The 23,309-nt window shown below is 73.6% G+C and carries 22 protein-coding genes and 1 riboswitch; of the genes, 15 read left to right on the top strand and 7 right to left on the bottom strand.

The window, feature by feature from the left end; all coding sequences use genetic code 11:
• Positions 1-16: 16 nt before the first annotated feature.
• The 5 genes from cydB to H596_RS0111775 form a co-directional block, all read right to left on the bottom strand.
• The gene (cydB, locus tag H596_RS0111795; RefSeq protein WP_027285068.1) at positions 17-1,171 is read right to left on the bottom strand and encodes a cytochrome d ubiquinol oxidase subunit II; all 1,155 of its coding nucleotides are present in this window, start codon (positions 1,169-1,171) and stop codon (positions 17-19) included.
• 3 nt (positions 1,172-1,174) lie between these two features.
• Positions 1,175-2,767, bottom strand: a complete 1,593-nt coding sequence (locus H596_RS0111790; protein ID WP_027285067.1) for a cytochrome ubiquinol oxidase subunit I — start codon at positions 2,765-2,767, stop codon at positions 1,175-1,177.
• Between the two features lie 78 nt (positions 2,768-2,845).
• The gene (gene cydC, locus H596_RS0111785; RefSeq protein WP_027285066.1) at positions 2,846-4,531 is read right to left on the bottom strand and encodes a thiol reductant ABC exporter subunit CydC; all 1,686 of its coding nucleotides are present in this window, start codon (positions 4,529-4,531) and stop codon (positions 2,846-2,848) included.
• Positions 4,528-6,195, bottom strand: a complete 1,668-nt coding sequence (gene cydD, locus H596_RS0111780; protein WP_027285065.1) for a thiol reductant ABC exporter subunit CydD — start codon at positions 6,193-6,195, stop codon at positions 4,528-4,530. Before cydD ends, cydC begins: the two co-directional genes overlap by 4 nt.
• A 619-nt stretch (positions 6,196-6,814) precedes the next feature.
• Complete coding sequence (locus tag H596_RS0111775) at positions 6,815-7,069, bottom strand: hypothetical protein (RefSeq protein WP_027285064.1); 255 nt, start codon at positions 7,067-7,069, stop codon at positions 6,815-6,817.
• Between the two features lie 129 nt (positions 7,070-7,198).
• On the opposite strand from H596_RS0111775, the gene H596_RS0111770 reads away from it, so the two are divergent.
• The 5 genes from H596_RS0111770 (at position 7,199) to H596_RS0111750 (ending at position 12,524) form a co-directional block, all read left to right on the top strand.
• The gene (locus tag H596_RS0111770) at positions 7,199-8,242 is read left to right on the top strand and encodes an AbrB family transcriptional regulator (RefSeq protein ID WP_169579866.1); all 1,044 of its coding nucleotides are present in this window, start codon (positions 7,199-7,201) and stop codon (positions 8,240-8,242) included.
• 56 nt (positions 8,243-8,298) lie between these two features.
• On the top strand, positions 8,299-8,670 hold the full coding sequence (locus H596_RS0111765; RefSeq protein ID WP_027285062.1) for a hypothetical protein: 372 nt from the start codon (positions 8,299-8,301) through the stop codon (positions 8,668-8,670).
• A gap of 5 nt (positions 8,671-8,675) precedes the next feature.
• Complete coding sequence (locus H596_RS0111760; RefSeq protein WP_245584002.1) at positions 8,676-9,470, top strand: enoyl-CoA hydratase; 795 nt, start codon at positions 8,676-8,678, stop codon at positions 9,468-9,470.
• A gap of 107 nt (positions 9,471-9,577) precedes the next feature.
• Entirely contained in the window at positions 9,578-10,213 is a 636-nt protein-coding gene (locus tag H596_RS21245; protein WP_051212864.1) for an exopolysaccharide biosynthesis protein, read from the top strand.
• Between the two features lie 37 nt (positions 10,214-10,250).
• Positions 10,251-10,457, top strand: a riboswitch (cobalamin riboswitch).
• A gap of 123 nt (positions 10,458-10,580) precedes the next feature.
• The gene (locus H596_RS0111750) at positions 10,581-12,524 is read left to right on the top strand and encodes a TonB-dependent receptor plug domain-containing protein (RefSeq protein ID WP_027285060.1); all 1,944 of its coding nucleotides are present in this window, start codon (positions 10,581-10,583) and stop codon (positions 12,522-12,524) included.
• Positions 12,525-12,738: 214 nt separating this feature from the next.
• Here H596_RS0111750 and H596_RS0111745 read toward each other — a convergent pair whose 3' ends face one another.
• A complete protein-coding gene (locus H596_RS0111745) occupies positions 12,739-14,250 on the bottom strand; it encodes an aldehyde dehydrogenase family protein (RefSeq protein WP_027285059.1) in 1,512 nt (503 codons plus the stop codon).
• A 53-nt stretch (positions 14,251-14,303) separates the two neighbouring features.
• Positions 14,304-15,272: a Bug family tripartite tricarboxylate transporter substrate binding protein gene (locus tag H596_RS0111740; RefSeq protein ID WP_027285058.1), complete on the bottom strand. Its 969-nt coding sequence runs from the start codon at positions 15,270-15,272 to the stop codon at positions 14,304-14,306.
• A 158-nt stretch (positions 15,273-15,430) separates the two neighbouring features.
• On the opposite strand from H596_RS0111740, the gene H596_RS0111735 reads away from it, so the two are divergent.
• From H596_RS0111735 to H596_RS22955, 10 genes are all read left to right on the top strand, one after another.
• Positions 15,431-16,636: a CaiB/BaiF CoA transferase family protein gene (locus H596_RS0111735; RefSeq protein WP_027285057.1), complete on the top strand. Its 1,206-nt coding sequence runs from the start codon at positions 15,431-15,433 to the stop codon at positions 16,634-16,636.
• A complete protein-coding gene (locus tag H596_RS0111730; RefSeq protein WP_037301095.1) occupies positions 16,633-17,469 on the top strand; it encodes an alpha/beta fold hydrolase in 837 nt (278 codons plus the stop codon). Before H596_RS0111735 ends, H596_RS0111730 begins: the two co-directional genes overlap by 4 nt.
• Before the next feature lie 175 nt (positions 17,470-17,644).
• A complete protein-coding gene (locus H596_RS0111725) occupies positions 17,645-18,391 on the top strand; it encodes a YebC/PmpR family DNA-binding transcriptional regulator (protein ID WP_027285055.1) in 747 nt (248 codons plus the stop codon).
• Positions 18,388-18,900 (top strand): crossover junction endodeoxyribonuclease RuvC, encoded by a 513-nt coding sequence (gene ruvC, locus H596_RS0111720; protein WP_027285054.1) that lies wholly within the window; start codon positions 18,388-18,390, stop codon positions 18,898-18,900. Before H596_RS0111725 ends, ruvC begins: the two co-directional genes overlap by 4 nt.
• A complete protein-coding gene (ruvA, locus tag H596_RS0111715; protein ID WP_027285053.1) occupies positions 18,897-19,514 on the top strand; it encodes a Holliday junction branch migration protein RuvA in 618 nt (205 codons plus the stop codon). Before ruvC ends, ruvA begins: the two co-directional genes overlap by 4 nt.
• On the top strand, positions 19,511-20,566 hold the full coding sequence (gene ruvB / locus H596_RS21240; RefSeq protein WP_051212862.1) for a Holliday junction branch migration DNA helicase RuvB: 1,056 nt from the start codon (positions 19,511-19,513) through the stop codon (positions 20,564-20,566). The genes ruvA and ruvB overlap by 4 nt, the downstream gene beginning before the upstream one ends.
• Positions 20,559-21,014, top strand: coding sequence for a tol-pal system-associated acyl-CoA thioesterase (gene ybgC, locus H596_RS0111705; protein WP_027285052.1), 456 nt, complete (start codon positions 20,559-20,561; stop codon positions 21,012-21,014). Before ruvB ends, ybgC begins: the two co-directional genes overlap by 8 nt.
• Positions 21,015-21,052: 38 nt before the next feature.
• Positions 21,053-21,757, top strand: a complete 705-nt coding sequence (gene tolQ / locus H596_RS0111700) for a protein TolQ (RefSeq protein ID WP_051212881.1) — start codon at positions 21,053-21,055, stop codon at positions 21,755-21,757.
• A gap of 4 nt (positions 21,758-21,761) precedes the next feature.
• Positions 21,762-22,259 carry a protein TolR gene (tolR, locus tag H596_RS0111695; protein ID WP_027285050.1) on the top strand — a complete coding sequence of 166 codons (498 nt, stop codon included), beginning with the start codon at positions 21,762-21,764 and terminating at the stop codon, positions 22,257-22,259.
• Positions 22,260-22,276: 17 nt separating this feature from the next.
• Positions 22,277-23,281, top strand: coding sequence for a hypothetical protein (locus H596_RS22955; RefSeq protein ID WP_051212860.1), 1,005 nt, complete (start codon positions 22,277-22,279; stop codon positions 23,279-23,281).
• The last annotated feature ends 28 nt before the right edge of the window (positions 23,282-23,309 follow it).

The following is a 23,309-nucleotide window of genomic DNA, read 5'->3' as shown; positions in this document are numbered from 1 at the left end:
GTCTCCTCTGCGCGTCTCAGTAGAAATGGCCGGTCTCGGCGCGGACATCCCGCTCCGTCACCCGCCCCCAGAGCACGCGGTACACCCAGGCGGTGTAGGCGAGCACGATGGGCAGGAAGATGATCGTCACCACCAGCATGATGAACAGCGTCTGGTGGGATGAGCTGCTGTCCCACACCGTCAGGCTGGAGCGCGGGTCGAGCGAGGAGGGCAGCACGAAGGGGAACATCGCGAGCCCCACCGTCGAGATCACGCCGAAGATGGACAGGCCCGAGGCGAGGATCGCCACGCCATCGGCCCGCAGCCGCAGCAGCAGCGCCGCCACCGCCGCGCCCGCGAGGCCGAGCAGCGGCGCGACCCACAGCCAGGGCCGGGCGGCGAAATTGTCGAACCAGGCGCCCGGCGCCACCGCCGCCTCCTTCAGCAGCGGGTTGGAGGGGCCATCCGTCACGACGGCGCTCGTGATGCGATAGCCGTCCACGAAGAGGGCGAGGGCGAGGCCGCCGAGGGCGAAGAGCGCCACGGTGGCGAGGGCGGCCCACAGCCCGTAGCGCCGCCCCCGCTCCGCCACCACGCCATCGGCCTTGAGCGCCAGCCAGGCGCCCCCGTGCATCAGCAGCATCGCCACCGACAGCAGCCCGCACAGCAGCGCGAAGGGGTTGAGCAGCCCGAAGAAGGAGCCCTCGTAGAAGGGGCGCAGATCCTCATCCAGGCGGAAGGGCACGCCCTGCAGCACATTGCCCACCGCCACGCCGAAGATCAGCGCGGGCACGAAGCCGCCGACGAACAGCGCCCAGTCCCAGCCGTTGCGCCAGCGCGCATCCTCGCGCTTGCTGCGGTACTTGAAGGCGACGGGCCTCAGGATCAGCGCCGCCAGCACCACGAACATCGCGAGGTAGAAGCCGGAGAAGGAGACGGCGTAGAGCGGCGGCCAGGCGGCGAAGATCGCCCCGCCGCCCAGGATGAACCACACCTGGTTCCCCTCCCAGACCGGCCCCACCGTGTTGATCGCCACGCGGCGCTCGACATCCGTCTTGGCCACGAAGGGCAGCAGCGCGCCGACCCCCATGTCGAAGCCGTCGGTCGCCGCGAAGCCGATCAGCAGCACGCCGAGCAGCACCCACCAGATGAGGCGCAGCGTCTCGTAGTCGAGCAGGGTATGCAGCGTCATGGCTCACTCCGCAGGCTGGGCGCCGCGCGGAATGGCGGCGCCGGCGGGAAGGGTGGCGGCGAGGTCGGCGCTGGCGGGCGGCCCCTTGCGGATGGCCCGCAGCATCAGCCCGATCTCGATCACGAACAGCACGCTGTAGAAGAGCACGAAGCCCGCGAGCGTGAGCGCCACCTCGGCGATGCCGAGGCTCGAGACGGCGATGGCGGTGGGCAGCACCCCCTCGATGATCCAGGGCTGCCGGCCGAGCTCGGCGACCAGCCAGCCCATCTCCGCCGCGATCCAGGGCAGCGGGATGGACCAGACGGCGACGTGCAGCAGCCAGCGATGCTGCGTCAGCCGCTGCCGCGCCGAGAGCCAGAAGAACACGCCGAGCAGCACGATGAAGTAGAAGCCGAGCCCCACCATGATCCGGAAGGACCAGAACAGCGGCGCGACGGGCGGCACCGTGTCCCAGGCGGCGGCGCTGATCTGCGCGTCCGTCGCCTGGCGCGGGTCGGCCACATGGCGCATCAGCAGATAGGCGTAGCCGAGGTTGCGGCCATTGGCCTCGAAGGCCTCGCGGACCTCGGGGCCCGCGGCCTCGACGCCGCGCGCGGCGCGGATCTTCTGCAGCGCGTCATAGGCGATGATGCCGCTGCGGATGCGCTGCTCGGCCGAGGCGACGAGGTCGCGGATGCCGGGCAGCTCGGTGTTCAGCGAGCGCGTGGCGATCAGCCCCAGCACGGCGGGGATCTGGATCGCGTGATGCGTCTCGCGCGCCGCGCTGTCGGGGAAGCCGATGACGGTGAAGGGCGCGGGCGCGGGCTCCGTCTCCCACATCCCCTCCATCGCCGCGAGCTTCATGCGCTGGTGCTCGTTGGCGAGGTAGCCGCTCTCGTCCCCGAGCACCACGACCGAGAGCGAGGAGAGCAGCCCGAAGGAGGCCGCGACCGCCATGGAGCGCCTGGCCAGCGCGATGTGCCGGCCCTTCAGCGCATACCAGGCCGAGACGCCGAGCACGAAGATCGCGGCCGTGACGTAGCCGGCCGAGACGGTGTGCACGAACTTCGCCTGCGCCACCGGGTTGAAGACGACCTCGAAGAAGTTGTCGATCTCCATGCGCATGGTGGCCGGGTTGAAGGAGGCGCCGACCGGGTTCTGCATCCAGCCATTGGCGATCAGGATCCAGAGCGCGGAGAAGTTGGAGCCGGCCGCCACGGCCCAGGTGGCGGCGAGGTGCCCGAGCTTCGACATCCTGTCCCAGCCGAAGAAGAACAGGCCGACGAAGGTCGCCTCCAGGAAGAAGGCCATCAGCCCTTCGATCGCCAGCGGCGCGCCGAAGATGTCGCCCACGTAGTGGCTGTAGTAGCTCCAGTTCATGCCGAACTGGAACTCCATGGTGATGCCGGTCGCCACGCCGAGGACGAAGTTGATGCCGAAGAGCGTGCCCCAGAACTTCGTCATCTCCCGCCAGATGGGACGGTCGGTCATGACATAGACCGTCTCCATGATGGCGACGAGGATGGACAGCCCGAGGGTGAGGGGCACGAAGAGGAAGTGGTACATCGCTGTCAGCGCGAACTGCAGCCGCGACAGCGAGACGACGTCGAGTTCCATGCCGTTCCGCGCCGGCGCAGGCCGGCTCCCAGCAGCGGGTTCGCGCCCCGTGGGATGACGAGGCGCGGCGCCTTCGGCTCAGCCGGGGCGGAGCGCGTCCAGCGCCGCCGCGAAACCCGCTTCGCCGCGCCGCCACTCGCCCAGGATCCGCCCCTGCCCGAGACGAAGAAGCCGGTCCGCCCCCTCCGCCTCGCGCCTTAGATGCGCAATGGTGAATATAGTGGTCCGTCGGTCCTGGGCGTTGATCCGCGTCAAGATTCGCCTTGCATTCTCGTCATCCAGCGCCTCGGTCGGCTCGTCGAGCAGCCAGAGCGGCGCATCGCGCAGCAGCAGCCGCGCGAGGGCGAGCCGCCGCGCCTCGCCGGCGGAGAGCCCCGCCCCGCCCTCGCCCAGCGGCGCATCGAGGCCGCCCGGCAGGGCGCGCACCACCTCCGCCAGCCCCGCCTCCTCCAGCGCGCGCCAGAGCCGGGCATCGTCGGCGTCGGGCCGGGCGAGGAGCAGATTGCCGCGCAGGCTGTCCTGGAACAGCGCCACGCGCTGGCTCAGCACTGCGCGCGGCAGCGCGGCGATCTCGCCCGCCTCGGGGCGCGCCTCGCCGGTCAGCAGCGCGAGCAGCGAGGATTTGCCCGCCCCGCTCGCGCCGATGACCGCCACCCGCTCGCCCTGCGCCACCTCGAGGTCGAAGCCCCGGAACAGCGCCGCCGCCGCCCCCTCATGGCGGAAGGTCACCCCGCGTAGCCTGAGTGCCAGGCCCGCGGGCGGGGCGGCGATCACCGGCGCCGGCGGCGGATCGAGCGCCGGGGTGAGCCGGGCGGCGGCGCGCGCGCTGCGGCCCAGCTCCACCGCGCCCCGCCGCAGCGCGGCGAAGGGCTCGAGCGCGGCGAGCGCCACCATCATCACCAGCGCCGCCTGCGGGGCGGAGAGCGCGCCCTGCTCCGCCAGCCCCGCGACCGCCAGGGCGGCGCCGGCCAGCAGCAGCGCCGCCGCCGCGCCGAAGCCGAGGCCGGCCAGGGTCTCCAGCCGGTGCAGCGCATCCTCCGCCTCGGCCAGCCGCGCCTCGGCCTCTTCCGCGGCGGCGAGCTGCGCGCCGAGCCGCCCGGCCATCAGCAGCGCCACCTGGCCGGCGACGAGATCCACCGTGCGCGCGCGCAGCGCCTCCAGCGCGGCGGCGCGGCGGCGGGCGCTGCGCTCCGCGGCGCGCGCAAGCCAGAGCGGCAGGCCGAGCCCCGCCGCGAGCAGCAGCCCCGCCAGCGCCGCGCCCAGCCGGGGATCGAGCAGCGCAAGCCCGGCCCCGGCCAGCAGCGCCGTCGCCGCCGCCGCCGCGCCGGGCAGCAGAAGGCGCAGATAGACGGAATCCAGCGCGTCCACATCCGCCGTGAGGCGGAAGAGCAGGCGCGCCGGCCGCCGCTCCAACCCCTGGCCGAGGGCGGGCACCGCATAGCCGCGGAATAGCCTCTCGCGCAGGGCGGCGAGCAGCCCGAGCGTCGCGTCGTGGCTGGTCACGCGCTCGCCATAGCGGGCGCCGGTGCGCAGGATGGCGAGGAAGCGGATGCCCGCGCCCGGCTGGAACACGTCGAAGGCGAGCGCCCCGGCCAGGGTCAGCCCGGCGAGCGCCGTCGCGGTGATGAACCAGCCCGAGAGCGCGAGCAGCGCGACGCCGGCCAGCGCCGTCACCGCCGCCAGCGCCGCGCCGGCCAGCAGGAGGCCGCGCCGCTCGGCGAGGAACAGCCGCAGGACGCGGCCGAGCGCGGCGAAGCGCCTCATGACAGACGCACCACGCGCCCCATGCGCGCGGCCAGCACCGGGTCATGGGTGGCGAGGATCAGCGTCCGCCCCGCCGCGGCGGCGAGCAGCGCCTCGGCGGCCTCCGCGGCGGTGGCGGCGTCGAGATGAGCCGTGGGCTCATCGGCCAGGATCAGCCCCACCCCCGGCCCCGCCAGCGCGCGGGCGAGGCCGAGGCGCACCGCCTCGCCGCCCGAGAGCCCCCACCCCTCCTCGCCCAGCGCGCGGCGCGGCGGGAGCGCGGGCAGCAGGCTCCGGCGCTGCGCCTCGGCCAGGGCGGGGTCGCGCCCCAGGGCGATGTTGGCCGCGAGGCTGCCGGCGAAGAGGTGCGGGCGCTGCGCGACCCAGGCGATGCGCGCGCGCAGGGCCGCGGCGCTCTCCTCCGCCAGCGTCACGCCGCCGATGGCGATGCGCCCGGCCTCGGGCGTCGCGAAGCCGGCGAGCAGGCCGAGCAGCGTGGATTTCCCCGCCCCCGAGGCGCCGAGCAGCGCCACATGCTCCCCCGGCGCGACCCGCAGCGAGAATCCGTCGAAGAGCGGGCGCGCGGCGCCGGGGTGACGGAAGACGAGGCCCTCCACCGCCACCTCCGCCGGCCCCGTGGCCTGCGCGGCCGGCGGGGCGGCGAGCGGCGCGGGCAGGGCGCGGTCGGGCGGCGCGGCGAGCCCGCCCAGCGCCCCGAGACCCGCCTGCCCCGCCGCACGCTCGTGCCAGGCGGCGGCGAGTTCGCGCAGCGGCTCGAAGAAGGCGGGGGCGAGCAGCAGCACGAAGAGCGCCGGCCCCAGCCCCATCCGCCCGCCCCAGGCGCCGAACTCGAGCGCGCCGAGCAGGTGGAAGCCCACATAGACCGCCACCGTCGCCACGCCGAGGGAGGCGAAGAGCTCGAGCACCGCCGAGGAGAGGAAGGCGATGCGCAGCACCGCCATGCTGCGCCGGCGCAGCGAGTCCGCGGCGGCGCGCAGCCGGGCGGCGGTGGCCTCCACCGCATCCAGGGCGCGGATGGTGGCCAGACCGCGCAGCCGGTCGAGCAGGAGCCCGTTCATGCCGCCGATCTCGAGCATCTGCGCCTCGCTCGCCTCCTTCGCGCGCAGGCCGATCAGCGCCATGAAGAGCGGGATGAGCGGCGCGGCCAGCAGCAGGATCAGCGCGGCGAGCCAGGACTGGCTCAGCACCGCGATCAGCAGCAGCGGCGGCACGACGGCCGCGCGCAGGCGGGCGAGGCGGAAGCGCAGCAGATAGGGCAGCACCGCCTCGGCCTGCTCGGCCAGCGCCGCGGCGGCCGCGCCGGAGGCCGGGCGCGCGGCGTCGAGCGGCGAGCGCGCGGCGAGGGCGCGCAAGGCCTCGCGCCGGAGCGCGCCGACCTGCCCCCGGGCGGCGCGGAACTGGGCGCGCTGGCCATGGGCCTCCAGCCCCGCGCGCAGGAGGCCGAGCAGCAGGATGCCGAGCGCGAGGAAGGCGGCGCCCTCGGCCCTCGTGCCGGCGGCGATGCGCGCCACGAGCAGCGCGATCAGCCCCGCCTGCGGAACCCACAGAAGCGGGGCGAGCAGCAGCGCGAGGGTGGCGAGGCGTGGGGCATCCCCGCGCGGGGCGGCCCGGAGGGCGACCTGCGGCGATGGCGCGGCGGTGTTGGGCGGCGCGCTCTCGGACATGGGGGCGAAGCACTCCCGGCTCGGGCGGCGCATCGCCGCCGTGGCGATTGTGGGGCGGGTTGGGGAGTCATGCCAGCGGATGCCGTGTTTGACGGCGGATGAGGCGGCCCGGCCGCTGGTGTTTGCGGCCCCCGGGCCCTGGGAGGCCCCAGGTCGCCGGAGAAATGTCCGAGAATGCGCCTCGGCCGATCTCCGCCGCGCGGCGCGATGTTCTCGGGAAACTCGCGCCGGGAGATCGCCCAGGCCGCGCACGCCGCCGATGCGTGGGGATATCCGGCCGCCCGCATCATGTGGGCGGGTGGCCGGTCTTCCCGGCCGAGTCATACCAGCGGCCGCTTGCTTTGACCGCTGAAGCTGCGGCGCGGCCGCTGGCATGTCTTTGTTTTGGCACGCCGCCGCCCATCAACCCGGCGTGCGAGATACGTCCGGCGTAGCCGCCGGCCGTATCATAGCAGCGGCCGCTGATTTCCACTCCTGAGGCGCCGGTGCGGCCGCTGGGATGCCTTTGTCTTGGCGCGCAGCCGCCACGCCGGGTCCCATCGAAGCAAAGCGTCGATGGGTGCCCGTCAACCCTGCGCGCGATACGGCCGGCGTCTCACGCCGCCCGTATGATGACCGCTCAGCCCGCCGGCCGGTCGCCGCGCAGGGCGGCGGCGCGATAGGCCTCGAGCTCCTTCTCGCTCGGCACGGAGCGCACCACGCGCCCGCCCGCATCGCGCATCTCGATCACGACGACGCCGAGCGCGGGCTCGATGCGCAGCGCGGGGTTGGGCGGGGGCGGTGCGGCCTCGGGCGGCGGCGCCTCGCCCGCCGCCGCGGCGGCCGGACGGGCGGCGGTGACAGGCAGGGCCCGGATGGGGCTGATCGGGTTCACGGCACTCTCCGCTCCTTGCCGGAGCGCCTCTCGCTCCTCGGAGCCGTCGCAAAATCCATCGAGAGGGTTAAGGGATCGTGAAGCCGCCGCGGTTTGACGATGCGGCGTGCCCGGCCGATCCTGCCCGCGGTGCCCGGCCTGTCCCGCCTCCTGCCCTTCCTGCTCACCCTCGCCGCCGCGCTGGCGGGCGGCGCGCTCTGCCATGCGCTGCGCGTGCCCCTGGCCTGGATGATCGGGGCGATGCTGGGCACGGCCATGCTGGCCTGGCGAAGGCCTGTGGCGGTGCATCCGGCGGGGCGGCCGGGGGCGCTCATCCTGCTCGGCCTCGCTTTCGGGCAGACCTTCTCGGGGCCGGTGCTCGCCGCGCTGCTCGAGGCGCTGCCCAGCATCGTCGCGGCCGGGCTGCTCTCCATCGCGGCGGGGCTGGCCGCGGTGCCGATCTTCACGCGCCTCGCGGGGACGGATGCGCGCAGCGGCTATTTCAGCGCGGTTCCGGGCGGCGTGATCGTGATGGTGGTGCTGGCGCAGCGCGCCGGGGCCTCGGTGCCCACCGTCACCCTCGCGCAGACGCTGCGCGTGGTGATCGTGGTGCTGCTGGTGCCCGCGGCGCTCACCGCCTTCGCCCCGCATGGCGATGGGGCGGACTTCCTCGCCCCGCGCCTCGCTGTCGCGCCGGCCGGGCTCGCGGCGATGCTCGCGCTCGGCACGCTCGCGGCCTTCGCGCTGCGGCGTACGGGCATCGCCAATCCCTGGATGATCGGCCCCTGCGCGCTGTCGCTGCTCGCCGCCGCGCTCGGCGTGCTGCCCTCGGCCATCCCCTCCGCGCTGGTGGACGCGGCGCAGGTGGCGATGGGCATGGCGCTCGGCCAGCGCCTGACGCGCGAGTTCCTGCTGCGCTCGCGCCGGCTGCTGCTGGCCTCGGCGCTCTCGGCGCTCTTTCTCGTCGGGCTGTGCCTCGTGCTCGCCCTGCTGCTGGCCTGGGCGAGCGGGCTGCCGCCGGCGGCGGTGCTGCTCGGCCTCGCGCCCGGCGGCATGCCGGAGATGGGCGTCACCGCCAAGGCGCTCGAGGTGGCGGTGCCGCTGGTGCTGGCCTTCCACCTCACGCGCACGCTGATGTGCAACTTCCTGCTCGGGCCGCTCTGGGGGGTTCTGTCGCGGCTGGGCTGGCGGTGAGGCGGGTTCCGCCGCCCGCGCGGGCCGGCTAGAGAGGCCGAGGGAGAGGGGACGGCATGGCGGGCGCGAAGGGCGAAGCGGATGAGGCGGGCGACGACCATCCGGCAAAGGCGCCGATGGGCGTCTTTCCCTCCGCGGGCAAGCCCATCGCCATCGCCGCCTGCTCGCCGGAGTTCCCGGAGCCCGCCTGCCGCGCGGTGTTCGAGGACCCGCAGGTGCGCCACCTCGGCATGGTCTGGCAGGTGCCGCATGCGCGGCCCGGCCAGTCGGGGGTGGTGCGCACGCCGCTGACCATCGAGGGCCTCCGCCCCGGCATCCGCCGCCCGGCGCCCGAGCCCGGCGTGCAGGCGCAGGAGATCCTGGCCGAGGCCGGGCTGACGCAACGGAAGATCGGCGTGCTGCGTGCGGCAGGCGCCCTGGGAGAATGAGCAGCATGGATTTCGCCGACGGCAAGATTCTCGCCCATGTGAAGGAGGGCGTGGGCACGGTGGTGTTCAACCAGCCCGAGAAGCGCAACGCGATGAGCATCGCGATGTGGGACGGGCTCGCCGCCGCGCTCGACGCCTTCGCCGCCGACGCCGCCGTGCGCTGCGTCGTGCTCGAGGGCGCGGGCGGCAAGGCCTTCGTCTCGGGGGCGGACATCAGCCAGTTCGAGCAGAACCGGTCGGACGCCGAGGCGCAGCGCCACTACAACGCCAAGACGAGCCATGGCCGCAGGAAGCTCGCGGAGTTCCCCAAGCCCGTGATCGCGAAGATCCAGGGCTTCTGCATGGGCGGGGGCCTGGGCATCGCCATGTCCTGCGACATGCGCATCGCCGGCGCGGGCAGCGAGTTCGGCATCCCCGCCGCGCGGCTCGGCATCGCCTATGGCTTCGACATGGTGAAGAACCTCGTCTCCCTCGTCGGTCCCGCGCACGCGCATTTCATCCTGATGACGGGCGGGCGCATCACGGCCGAGGAGGCGGAGCGCATCGGCCTCGTCAACAAGATCCACCCGGCCGAGAGCCTGGATGCGGAGGTGGCCAAGATCACCGCCGCCATCGCGCAGAACGCGCCCCTCTCGCTCGCCGCCAACAAGCGCACGGTGCGCGCCGTGCTGGCCGACCCCGCGGAGCGCGACATGGCCGCCATCGCCGCCGCCGCCGACGCCTGCTTCGACAGCGCCGACTACCGCGAGGGCCGCCGCGCCTTCATGGAGAAGCGCAAGCCCGTCTTCACCGGCGCGTGACAGCACGGCGACAGGGGCAAGTTTTCGCTGGATTTCCCATCGCGTGACACTAGTGTCACGCCGCGCGCGCCCCCGGGCGGGCCGAGGATACGGACAGGACACAGGTTTTGCACGGCAGCCCCCCCGCCCCCGAGGGCGTGCACGCGGACGAAAGCGCGCCCATCTCGCGCATCGTGAACCAGGTGGCCGGGCAGTTCCCGGGCGCGCGAATCACGCTGGGCGAGATGGCGGAAGCCTTCGGCGACCGCGCCTTCGGCCTGCTCATCCTGCTGCTCTGCCTGCCCTCGCTGCTGCCGGGCATGGCGAGCGTCTTCGGCATTCCCATGCTGATCCTCGGCGTGCAGATGGGCATGGGGCGGCGCGTGCCGAAGCTGCCGCGCTTCATCGCGCGCCAGTCCATCAAGCGCGAGGATCTGCTGCGCCTGGCTTCCGCCTCCTCCACCTGGCTCGGCAAGGTGGAGCGCTTCGTGAAGCCGCGCCCGGGCTTCTTCACGGGCCCGACGGGGGACAAGATCGTGGGCTGGCTCACCGTCTATTGCGCGGCCATGCTCATCCTGCCCGGCCCCGGCACCAACGGCCCGCCGGCCTTCGGCAACATCGTCATGGCGCTCGGCGTGGTGGAGGCCGACAGCCGCGTGGTGGGGATCGGCGCCGCCCTCACCCTCGCCGGCTGCCTCTTCGCCACCGCGGTGATCGGCGCGCTGGTCTGGGTGGGCATCAAGGCGCTGGGCTGGGTGTTCTGACTTTCCCCCCCTTCCGCCCCCGCCCCGGGCCGCGTTAACACTGCGGCCATGCGCCGGTGCCCCGATGAGGGGTGAAACGGGAACGCGCGACGGGGAGGCCCCCTCCCTCAATCCGCGGCTGCCCCCGCAACTGTAGGCGGAGAGCCTCGGCCCCATCTGCCATTGCTCCCTGCCGGGGGGGCGAGAAGGCGGGCCGAGGCGGTGACCCGCGAGCCAGGAGACCGGCCGGCGCAGAGTTGTTCTCGCGCGTGCCGGGCGGGGTGCACCGGCGCCACGGAACCCTGTTCCGTTTGCGGGCTCGACGCCAGCCGTCGCGCGGGGCCCTCGCTTTGCGCGGCATGTCGTCACGCGCAGCCAGGGGGAACCCATGCGCAGGCTCCTGCTCTCCACCGCGGCCATGCTCGCCGCCATCACGCCCGGATTCGCGCAGACCGCGATCCCGGACACCATCGTCACCGCCACCCGCGTGCCCACGCCGCTCGAGCGCGTGCCCGCCGCCATCACCGTCATCACCCGTCAGCAGATCGAGGAGCGCGGCTACGCCACGCTGGCCGAGGCGCTGGCCGCCGTGCCCGGGCTGCGCATCGCGCCCAATGGCGGCTTCGGGCAGCAGACGTCGGTGTTCCTGCGCGGCAATTCCAGCCGCTCCACACTGGTGCTGCTGGATGGCGTGCCGCTGAACGACCCCTCCGCGCCGAACAACGAGTTCAACTTCGGCAATGACCTGCTCTTCGACATCGAGCGCATCGAGGTGCTGCGCGGCCCGGCCTCCTCGCTCTACGGGGCGGCGGCGCTGGGGGGCGTGGTCAACCTCGTCACCCGCCGCGCGCCGGCGGACCGCGCCTTCGCGCCCTATGGCGAGGCGGCCGGCGGCTCCAACGCCACCTTCCGCGGCGGCCTGGGCGCCGCGGGCACGCTCGGGCGCTTCGACTACCTGGCCAGCGTGAACAACCTCTCCACCCGCGGCAGCAACGCCACCGCCGAGCGCTTCGTGAACACGCTGCGCGAGCGCGATGGCGTCTCCGCCAGCGCGGCCACGGCGCGGCTCGGCTTCACGCCCATCGAGGGCACGCGCATCGAGGGGCTGTTCCGCTACCGGCAGAACCGCTTCGGCCTGGACAGCGTGCCGCGCGACGACCCCAACTACACGGGCGACGACCGGCGCTGGTTCGGCCAGGCGCGCGCCGAGACGCGGCTGTTCGACGGCGCCTGGACCACGGGGCTGCGCCTCGCCTACACCCAGGACCGCCGCGCCTATTCCAACCTGCCCGATCTGCTCAGCCGCGCCACCACGCGCGACCTCTACCGGGGCGAGCGGCTGACGCTCGACTGGGGCAATGTGGTGCGCCTGCCCGATCTCGGCGCCGCGCGGCAGGGGGCGCTCAGCTTCGGCGCGAACTGGAGTCAGGAGGAGGCGCGCAGCCTCTACGGCAGCGCCCCCTTCCAGACCCGCGTGAACGCCAAGCAGGACACGACGGCCGGGCACCTCGCCGTGCAATACCGGCTGTGGGAGCGGCTCGACCTCACGGCCGGGCTGCGGCACGACCATGTGGGCGGCTTCGAGGGCGAGACGACCTGGCGGGTGGGCTTCGTCTATCACGTGCCGGAGTTCCACCTGCGGCTGCGCGCCGCGGGCGGCTCGGGCTTCAACGCGCCCTCGCTGTTCCAGCGCTTCGGCCGGACGGGCACCACCTTCATCGGCAACCCGAACCTGCGGCCCGAGCGCAGCCTCGGCTACGAGTTCGGCGCGGAGATGGACCTGCCCGCCTTCGGCCGGCCCGACTTCGCGACGCTGGGCTGGACCTTCTTCCAGTCGCGCGTGCGCGATCTCATCGCCTTCAACGCGCAGTTCAGCACGCTGGTGAACGTGGACCGCGCGAACATCCATGGCGCGGAGCTGGTGGCGGCGCTGCGCCCCTTCCCCTGGCTGACGGCCGAGGCGGCCTGGACCCTGACGAGCGCGGTGGACGCGCGCACCCAGCGCCCGCTGCCGCGCCGGCCCGAGCATGTGGTGAGCCTCTCGGCGCGCATCACGCCCATCGAGCGACTGGTGATCACGCCGCAGCTCCAGTTCACCGGCCGCAGCCAGGAAGGGCCCTTCGCCACCTATCTCAACAGCGGCGCGAGCGTCTCCGCGCCGCGGCGGAACAAGAGCGGCACCATCCTGAACCTCGCGGCGAGCTACCGGATCACGCCCGAGGTCACGGCCTTCCTCGAGGCGCGCAACCTGACGGACAGCGCCTTCGAGCCGGTCAACGGCTTCCAGATCCCGGGGCGGACGGTGCTGGCAGGGACGCGATTCGCGTTCTGAGGCGGGCGGCGGTCACGCCGCCCGTATTACGCTCCGCGCGCTCCCGCCCGCTCATACCAGCGGCCGCTGATTGCGACTCCTGCGGAGGCGGTGCGGCCGCTGGCATGACCTTGTTTTGGCGCGCAGCCGCCACACCGGGTCCCATCGAAGCAAAGCTTCGATGGGCGCCCGTCAACCCTGCGCGCGATACGGTCGGCATGTCATGCCGACCGTATCAGCCCATGTTCACCATGATGGTCTTCTTGTGGGTGAAGTGCTCGAGCATCGCCTCCAGCGAGGCCTCCTTGCCGAGCCCGCTCGACTTCACGCCGCCGTAGCTGAGATTCGCCTGCACCACGAGGTTCTGGTTGACCTGCACCAGCCCCGCCTCCAGCCGGTGCGCGAGGTCGAGCGCCACCTTCAGGTTGTTCGTCCAGAGGCTGGCGGCGAGGCCGTAGTCGCTGTCGTTCGCCTCGGCCAGCACCGACTCGGCGTCGTCGAAGGGCTGGATGACGGTGACGGGGCCGAAGATTTCCTCCCGCACCAGCCGGCTCTCCTTGGTCAGCCCGGTGAAGATCACGGGGCGCAGGAAGAGGCCCTTCTTCAGCGCGGGATCCTTCGGCAGGGCGCTGCACTCGTGCGCGACCGCGCCCGGCGTGCGCTTTCCTTCCTCGATATAGGCCTGCACCTTCTCGAACTGGCCGGGCGAGATGATGGTGCCGATGTCCGTCTTCTCGTCCAGCGGGTCGCCCATCACCATCGCGTCCACGGCCTTCTTCATCTCGGCCACGAAGCGGTCGAAGATCGGCCGCTCGACATAGATGCGCGAGGCCGCGGTGCAGGACTGGCCCTGGCGCGTGAAGCGCATCGAGGTCAGCGCGCCCTGCACCGTCTTGGCGAAGTCGCAGTCGGCGAAGACGATCATGGGCGATTTGCCGCCGAGCTCGAGCGTCACCGGCACGAGCTTCTCGGCCGCCGCCTTGGCCACGATCTTCCCCGTCTCGACGGAACCCGTGAAGGTCACCTTGCGCACCAGGGGGTGCGCCACCAGCGGCGCGCCGCACTCGGGGCCGAAGCCCGAGAGCATGTTGAAGCAGCCCGGCGGCAGCACGCGGTTCATCAGCTCGCAGATGCGCAGCACGGCGAGCGGCGCCTCCTCGGCCGACTTCACCACCACCGTATTCCCCGCCACCAGCGCCGGCGCGACCTTCAGCGCCATCAGCAGCATCGGCACGTTCCAGGGGATGATGGCGCCGACCACGCCGAGCGGCTCGCGCACCGTGACGCTGAGCACGTTTGGCGCGAAGGGCACGCTCTCGCCCTTCAGCTCGCTCCCGAGGCCGCCGTAGAACTCGAAGATGTCGGCCACCACGCCCGCCTCGACGCGGCTTTCCGTGCGCAGCGCCTTGCCGGTCTCGAGCGCGATGAGGCGCGCGAGCTCCTCCTGGTGCTCCTTCAGCAGGGCGGCGCATTGATGCACCAGCGCGCCGCGCTTGCGCGCGGGCATCTTCGCCCATTCCTTCTGGGCGCGCGCGGCGTCGCGCACCGCGGCGTCCACATCGGCGGCGTCGCCCTCGGCGGCCTTGGCCACGGGCTCGCCGGTGGCGGGGTTCACGACCTCGAAGGTCTTGCCCGAGAGGGCGGGAACGTAGCGCCCGCCGATGAAGTGCAGCCCGGAGAGGGCGGCGGCGAGTTTCCGCTCGTCGAGGGTGACGCCGGCGGGGGTGGGGTGGGGCGTGTCGAGCATGGGGCGATCCTCCGTCCCCGCCTGCCTACACCCGCCGCCGCGGGGCGAAAAGCTCAGCCCCGCTCGAGGCGGAGGTTGCCGGCCCGCACCACCTCCCGCCAGCGGGCGATCTCTGCGCGGATATGCGCGGCCGCGCTCTCGGGCGTGCTGGTCGTCACCGGCTCGGTGCCGATCTCGGCCAGGCGCCGGGCCACCTCGCGCTCGGCCAGCGCGGCGTTGAAGGCGGCGTTGAGGCGCATCACGACGGGCGCGGGGGTGGCGGCGGGCGCCACCGCCATGGTCCAGGAACCGGCGTTGAAACCCGCGAGCCCGCTCTCGTGCAGGGTGGGCAGGTCGGGGAAGGCGCGGGAAGGTTCGCGCGTCGCCACCGCGAGCGCGCGCACGCGCCCGTCGCGGATGGCGCCCGCCAGCGTGGCCGTGGTCTCGATGGTGAAACTCGCCTCGCCCGCCACCACCGCCTGCAGGGCGGGCCCGCCGCCGCGGTAGGGGACATGCACGAAATCGAGCCCGCCGCCCGCCTGGCGGAACCACTCGCCCGCGAGATGCGTGATGGAGCCCACGCCCGCGGAGGCGAAATTGTGCCGCCCCGGTTCGGCGCGCAGCAGGGCGATGAAGCCCGCGACATCGGTGACGGGCAGGCGCGGGTTCACCGCCAGCGCCTGGGGCGTGACGCCGAGCAGCGCGACGGGCGCGAAATCGCGCTCCGCGTCGTAGGGCAGGTCGGGGAAGACCGCCGGGTTCACCCCATGGGTGGAGGCGGTGGCGAGCAGGATGACGCCGCCATCGGCCGGCGCGCGCTTCGCCTGCTCCGCCGCCACAGCCCCGCCCGCGCCGGGCCGGTTCTCCACCACCACCGGCGCGCCGAGCGCGCGGCCCAGCGCCTCCTGGATCAGCCGCGCGGCGATGTCGGTGGTGCCGCCCGGCGCGAAGGGCACGATCAGCGTGACGCCGCGCGGCTGGGCGCGCAGCGGGGCGGGCAGCAGCGCGGGCAGGGCGAAAAGGGCGCGGCGGGCGAGGGGCATGGCGGGCTCCGGCTGGGACGCCCCTCGCGCCTATCGGCCAGGCATGTCGGCCGCGCGACGGCGGCATGACGGAGGGATGAAGCCGCCCGCGCCGCGGGCTTGTCCGCCCGGCCCGGCTGGCGGATACCGAAGGGGCGGAACACTCGGAAAGCCTTGCCATGACCACGTCCACCGGCCCGCTGAAGGGGCTGCGCGTCCTCGACCTCACCCGCGTCCTCGCGGGGCCCACCTGCACGCAGATGCTGGGCGACCTCGGCGCCGAGGTGATCAAGATCGAGCGCCCCGAGGCGGGAGACGACACGCGCGGCTTCGCGCCGCCCTTCTGGCCCGAGACGAAGGAGAGCGCCTATTTCCTCGGCGTGAACCGCAACAAGCAGTCGGTCACGCTCGACATCGCCAAGCCCGAGGGGCAGGCGGTGATCCACCGGCTGCTGCCGCATTGCGACATCCTGGTGGAGAACTTCAAGGTCGGCGCGCTGGCCAAATACGGGCTGGGCTGGGAGCAGCTCAAGGCGAAGCACCCGCGGCTGATCTACTGCTCCATCACCGGTTTCGGGCAGACCGGCCCCTACGCGCCGCGCCCGGGCTATGACGCGCTGATCCAGGCCATGGGCGGCGTGATGAGCCTCACCGGCGAGCCCAAGGGCAGCCCGCAGAAGGTGGGCGTGCCGGTGGCGGACCTCTTCGCCGGGCTCTACGGCTGCATCGGCATCCTCGCCGCGCTGAACCACCGCCACAGCACCGGCGAAGGCCAGCACATCGACATCGGCATGCTGGACACGCATGTGGCCTGGCTCGCCAACCAGGGGATGAACTACCTCGCCACCGGCGAGAACCCGCCGCGGCTCGGCAACCAGCACCCCAACATCAGCCCCTACCAGGAGTTTCCGACGAAGGACGGCTACATCATCCTCGCCATCGGCAACGACCCGACCTTCGAGCGCTTCTGCAGGGCCTTCGGCGTGCCCCATCTGCTCGAGGATCCGCGCTTCCAGACCAACGCGAAGCGGGTGGAGAACCGCGACCTCGTGACCGCCACGCTCACCCCCGTCATGACTTCGCGCACCACCGCCGAATGGGTCGAGGCGCTGGAGCGCGAGAAGATCGGCTGCGGGCCCATCAACACGCTGAAGGACGTGTTCGCCGACCCGCATGTGCAGGCGCGGGGCATGGTGGTGAAGATGCCGCACGGCTCGGGTGCGGAGATCGAGGTGATCGCCAACCCGGTGAAGCTCTCGGCCACGCCGCCCGATTACCGCTCGCCGCCGCCGGTGCTGGGCGAACACACCGAGGCGGTGCTGCGCGGGCTGCTCGGCATGGGCGAGGCGGAGATCGCGGCCCTGCGCGAGAAGGGCGTGCTGTGAGCCCGCGCATCGGGCAGCTTCGGGCGGAGCTGCCCTGCGGGCCGGCGATGCTGCGCTGGACGGAATGGGGACCGCCCGAGGGGGCCCCCGTGCTCTGCGTCCACGGCCTGACCCGCAACGGGCGCGACTTCGACGCGCTGGCCATGGAGCTCGCCCGGCGCGGGCGGCGCGTGCTCTGCCCCGACATGCCGGGGCGCGGCCATTCCTCCTGGCTGCCCGAGGGCGCGCTCTACGCCGTTCCCGCCTATCTCGCCGCGCTGGCGCCGCTGCTGGAGGCGCTGGGCGAGCATGACTGGGTGGGCACCTCGATGGGCGGGCTCATCGGCATGGGCCTCTGCGCCACGCCGGGCGCGCGGATGCGCCGCTTCGTGATCAACGACATCGGCCCCTTCGTGCCGCTGGCGGCGCTGGAGCGCATCCGCGACTATCTGAGCACGCCGCAGCGCTTCGGCAGCCTCGAGGCGCTCGAGGCCTATCTGCGCCGGGTGCACGCGCCCTTCGGGCCTCTCTCCGACGCCGAATGGCGGCATCTGGCCCTGCATTCCGCCCGCGCCACGGCGTCCGGCGCCTTCGCCCTGCATTATGACCCGGCCATCGTGCAGCCGATGCTGGGGCCGCTCGCCGATCTCGACCTCTGGGCGCTCTGGCCCGGCGTGGTCCAGCGCCCCGTGCTGGTGCTGCGCGGCGAGAGCTCGGATCTGCTGCTGCCCGAAACGGCCGCGCGCATGGCCGAACACCCCTCGGTGCGGCTGGCCACCATCCCCGGCTGCGGCCATGCCCCGGCGCTGATGGACGCCGCCCAGATCGCGCTGGTGGCGGATTTCCTGTCCTGAGGCGGCCGGGACGCATCGAGCGCATCGCCGCCATCGCCGCGCGACCATACGCACGGGTCAAGACATGAGCCCGGGCGTGTGAGGCGGCCCCGCCCACGGCCGCCGCCCCGCGCGATTGGCGGAATCCGGCCCCGGCGGCTATATCCGCGGCCCGAACCGCTCGCAGAATCATGCCATGGCCGGCCATTCCCAGTTCAAGAACATCATGCACCGCAAGGGCGCGCAGGACGCGAAGCGCGCCCGCATCTTCGCCAAGCTCGCCCGCGAGATCACCGTGGCCGCGAAGCAGGGCCAGCCCGACCCCGCCTTCAACCCGCGCCTGCGCGCGGCGCTGGCCGCCGCCCGCCAGGCGAACATGACGAAGGACGCGGTGGAGCGCGCGATCAAGAAGGCCACGGGCGGCGGCGGCGGCGAGGACTACGCCGAGGTGCGCTACGAGGGCCGCGGCCCCGGCGGCGTGGCCCTGATCGTCGAGGCGCTGACCGACAACCGCAACCGCACCGCGGGCGATCTGCGCTCCATCTTCGCCAAGCATGGCGGCGCGCTGGGCGAGACGGTGGCCTTCCAGTTCGACCGTCTGGGCGTGCTGCGCTACCCGCCCGCGGCGGCGAGCGCGGATGCGATGCTCGAGGCCGCCATCGAGGCCGGCGCGCAGGACGTGACGAGCGGCGAGGACGGCCACGAGATCCTCACCGCGCCCGAGGAGCTGAACGCCGTGCGCGACGCGCTGGAAGCCCGCTTCGGCGAGGCGGCGGGCGCGAAGCTCGAGTGGCGGCCCAACCTCACCGTCAGCCTCGACGAGGAGGGGGCGGCGGCGGTCCTCAAGCTCATCGACGTGCTCGAGGACCATGACGACGTGCAGCAGGTCTACGCCAATTTCGAGGTGAGCGACGCCGTGATGGCCAAGCTCTCCGCGGCGTGAGCGGGGCGGTCCGCATCCTGGGCCTTGATCCCGGCCTGACGCATACGGGCTGGGGGCTGATCGAAAGCGCGGGCTCGCGCCTGCGCTTCCTGGCCGCCGGCGCCGTCAGCACCGCGCCGGCGGAGGCGCTCTCGGCGCGGCTCGTCGCGCTGCACAAGGCGCTGTCGCAGCTCATCGGCCAATGGACGCCGGACGAGGCGGCGGTGGAGCACACCTACGTCAACAAGAACCCCGCCGCGGCGCTGAAGCTCGGCCAGGCGCGCGGCGTGGTGCTGCTGGCGCCCGCCCTCGCCGGGCTGCCGGTCGCGGAATACCAGGCGATGGAGGTGAAGCGCGCCGTGGTCGGCACCGGCCATGCGGACAAGCAGCAGGTGCAGGAGATGGTGAAGCGCCTGCTGCCCGGCGCGGAGCTGCGCCGTGCGGATGCGGCCGATGCGCTGGCCATCGCCATCTGCCACGCGCATCACCGCGGCACCGGCGCCGCGCTCGCCAGGCTGATGCGGGCATGATCGGCTCGCTGCGCGGCGTGGTGGAATCCACCGGCGAGGGCGTCTGCGTGCTGGACGTGAACGGGGTGGGCTATCTCGTCGCCTGCTCGCGCCGCACGCTGGACCGGCTCGCCGCGCGCGAGGGCGCGCAGCGCCTGCTGATCGAGACGCGGGTGAGCCAGGACGCCATCACCCTCTACGGCTTCCTCGACGCCGCCGAGCGCGAGGCCTTCCGCGCGCTGATCGAGGTCAAGACGGTGGGGCCGCAGAAGGCGCTGCTGGTGCTCTCGGGCCTCTCGCCCGAGCAGCTCGCGCGCGCCATCGCGGGCAAGGAGCGCAAGCGGCTGGCCGAGGTGAAGGGTCTGGGCGCGGCCACCGCGAACCGCATCGTGGACGAACCCGCGATGCAGAAATGGGCGGTGGGCCGCGTGCTGCCCGAGGAGGATGGCGGCGGCGCGCCGCCCGCCCTCGCGGCCCCCGGCGGAGCCGAGGCGGATGCGATCAGCGCGCTCACCAATCTCGGCCTCAAGCGGCCCGAGGCGGAGCGCGCCGTGGCGCGCGCCAGGCAGGCGCTGGGCGAGGGCGCGGAGCTGAACGCGCTGATCACGCTCGCGCTCCGGGAGAGCGCGCGATGACCGAACGCCTCACCAGCGGCCGGCGCCAGGAGGAGGATGCGGGCGAGGCCGCGCTGCGCCCGCAGCGCCTCGCCGACTTCACCGGCCAGCAGCGGCTGCGCGAGAATCTCTCGGTGTTCATCCAGGCCGCCGCCGCGCGCGGCGAGGCGCTCGATCACGTGCTGCTGCACGGCCCGCCGGGCCTGGGCAAGACCACGCTCGCGCAGATCGTGGCGCGGGAGCTGGGCGTGGGCTTCCGCGCCACCTCCGGCCCCGTGCTGCAGCGCGCGGGGGATCTGGCCGCGATCCTGACGAACCTCCAGCCGCGCGACGTCCTGTTCGTGGACGAAATCCACCGCCTGCAGCCGGCCATCGAGGAGACCCTCTACCCGGCGATGGAGGATTTCCAGCTCGACCTCATCATCGGCGAAGGCCCGGCGGCGCGCACCGTGCGCATCGACCTGCCGCCCTTCACCCTGGTGGGCGCCACCACGCGCTCGGGCCTGCTTTCCACCCCGCTGCGCGACCGTTTCGGCATCCCGCTGCGCCTCAACCTCTACGCGCCGGAGGAGCTGCTGCTGATCGTGAAGCGCGGGGCGGAGAAGCTCGGCTTCGCGCTGAGCGAGGAGGGCGCCCTCGAGATCGCCCACCGCTCGCGCGGCACGCCGCGCATCGCGGGGCGGCTGCTGCGGCGCGTGCGCGACTTCGCGGCGGTGGCCGGCCGCGTGGCCGACCGCGCGCTGACGGATGCCGCGCTGGCGCGGCTGGAGGTGGATGCGCGCGGCCTCGACGCGATGGACCGGCGCTATCTGCGCCGCATCGCCGAGCACCATGGCGGCGGCCCCGTCGGCGTGGAGACGCTGGCCGCCGCGCTGGCCGAAAGCCGCGACACGCTGGAGGACGTGATCGAGCCCTTCCTGATCCAGGAGGGCTTCGTGCTGCGCACCCCGCGCGGGCGCGTGCTGGGCGAGGCGGGCTGGCGGCACCTCGGTCTCGAACCGCCGCCGCAGCCGCCGGGGGGGCTCACGCCGCCCGGGGGCGCCGCCATCCAGCCGGATCTGCTCGATGAGTGACGCGCCCTTCCACGACCACGCGCTGCGCGTCTATTTCGAGGACACGGATGCGGGCGGCATCGTCTATCACGCCAACTACCTGCGCTTCGCCGAGCGCGCGCGCACCGAGGCGCTGCGCGCCATGGGCCTTCCACACGCCGACATGCAGGCGAAGCATGGCTGCTTCCTGGTGGTGAAACGCGCGGCGGTGGAGTATGAGCGCCCCGCGCGGCTCGATGACGAGGTCACGGTCCGGACCCGGATTCGCCGCGTCGCCGCCACGCTGCTGCTGGAGCAGGAGCTGCGGCGCGGGGAGGAAAGGCTGGCCATGGTGGAGGTGACGCTGGTCTGCGTGGACCAGGGCACGCTGACGCCGCGCCGGCTGCCCGAACCCTGGCTCGGCGCGCTGCGCGCCCGGATCGCCGCCCCAGTTGCTGCCCCTCTTGCGGAAGGAGGCCCCGCGCCGTGAATCCCGTCACCACCGCCCCCCTCGGCGCCGCGCACGACATGTCGCTGCTCAGCCTGTTCCTGATGGCCGACTGGGTGGTGAAGGCCGTCATGATCGCGCTGTTCCTCGCCTCGGTCGTGGTCTGGGCGGTCGCCTTCGACAAGTTCGGCCAGCTTCGCCGCGCCCGGCGCGAGGCGGACGCCTTCGAGGACGAGTTCTGGAAGGGCGGCAGCCTGGAGGAGCTCTACCGCCGCCATGGCGAGGCGCCGACGCACCCGCTGGCCGCCGTCTTCTCCGCCGGGATGCGCGAATGGCAGATCAGCACCCAGGCGGGGCCGGGCAGCTTCCTCGTCGCCGGCACGAAGGAGCGGGTGGAGCGCGCCATGTCCGTCACCATCCAGCGCGAGATGGAACGGATGGAAAAGCGCATGACCTTCCTCGCCTCCACCGGCTCGGCCGCGCCCTTCGTGGGGCTGTTCGGCACGGTCTGGGGCATCATGAACAGCTTCACCGCCATCGCGGGGATGCAGAACACCAACCTCGCCGTGGTGGCGCCGGGCATCGCCGAGGCCCTGCTGGCCACCGCCATCGGCCTGGTCGCCGCCATCCCGGCGGTGCTGCTCTACAACATGCTGGCCAGCCAGTTCGCCAAGTTCGCCGGGCGGCTCGAGGGCTTCGCCGCCGAGTTCGGCGCCATCCTGCAGCGCCAGACCGAGGCCGCGGCCCAGGCGCGCGCCGCCCAGCCCATGCCGGCGGCGGAGTGAGGCGATGGCCGGGCCGCTGATGAAGCGCGGCGTGGGCGGCCGCTACCGCCCGATGTCGGAGATCAACGTCACCCCCTTCGTGGACGTGATGCTGGTGCTGCTCATCATCTTCATGGTGGCGGCGCCGATGATGACCTCGGGCGTTCCCGTGGATCTGCCGCGCACCGCCGCCCAGCCGCTGAACCAGGAGCAGGAGCCGCTGACCGTCAGCGTGGACGCGCAGGGCCGCATCTTCCTGCAGAACACCGAGGTGCAGCTCGAGGGCCTGGTCGAGCAGCTTCGCGCCATCGCGCAGAACCAGCCGCCGGGCGCGCCCGAGCGGCGCATCTTCGTGCGCGGGGATCGCGGCATCTCCTACGGCCGGGTGATGGAGGTGATGGGCGTCATCAGCCAGGGGGGCTTCACCCGCGTCGCCCTGCTGGCCGAGCAGCAAGCCGCGCCCGGCCCGCGCCCGGCCGCGCCCGCACCCGCCGCGCCCGCGCGGGGCCAGCCCGCGCGCTGAGGAGGCCCCCGGGGAGCATGGAGGAGCGGCGATTCCGCCTCTGGGTCGGCGTCTCGCTCGGCCTGCATCTGGCGCTGCTCCTCGCCATCCTGCTGGAGTTCGACCGCCGTCGGCTGGAGGAGCCGCCGGAGATCGGCATCGCGGTGGAGCTGGTCGGCCCCGCCGAGATGGCGCAGGGCGAGCAGCTCGCGCCCCGCCCGGCGCCCGATCCCGTGCCGCAGCCGCCCCGGCCGGAGCCGCCGCAGCCGGAGCTGCCGCGCACCCAGGCCCAGGTGCAGCCGCTGCTGCCGCCGCCGCCGCCCCCGCCCGCCCCGGCCCCCGCGCCGAGCCCCACGCCGCCCGTGGCGCGTGCCGAGCCCACGCCGCCGCCGCCCGCGGCCGCGCCCGCGCCCACGCCCGTTCCGCGCCCGCAGCAGCAGGCGGAGGCGCCGAGCCCGCCGAGCCCGACCCCGCCGCGCCCCCAGCCGCCGCGCCCGCAGCCGCCGCTGCCCCTGCCGCCCCCGCCCACGCCGCCGCCCCCCACCCCCGCGCCCACCCCGGGCACGGGGCAGACGCCGCCCGTGCAGCGGCCCGAGGAGCGCAGCCAGAGCGTGCTGAACACCCTCGAGCGGCTGCGCCAGCAGCAGCAACAGCAGCAGCCGCCCACCGCGCGCCCCAACCCCGCCCCCGCCACCCCGGCCCAGGGCGGCGGCGCGCCCGCCGGCGCGGGGCAGCTCACCGCCGCCGAGCGCGCGGGCATCGCCGAGCGCATCGGCGAGTGCTGGGCGGTGGACGCCGGCGCGCCCAACCTGCGCGACATCGTGGTGGAGTTCCGCATCGAGGCGGATGCGCAGGGCGTCGTGCGGCGCGTCATGCCCGTGGGCGCCCCGCCCAGCGACCCGCGCGCGCGCATGGTGTTCGAGGCGGCGCGCCGCGCCCTGCTCGATGCGCGCTGCAACCCGCTGCCCATCCCGCGCGGCGGGGTGGCCGCGCTCAACGCCGCCACCTACCGCTTCAACCCGCGCGACATCGGGCTGCGGTGAGCGCCGTCACGCACAGCGCCCTTGACCC

This window comes from Rubritepida flocculans DSM 14296 (genome assembly GCF_000425365.1).
Classification (GTDB): Bacteria; Pseudomonadota; Alphaproteobacteria; order Acetobacterales; family Acetobacteraceae; genus Roseococcus; species Roseococcus flocculans.
Note: the sequence above shows the minus strand (reverse complement) of the source record. Positions and strands in the feature narration are given on the sequence as shown.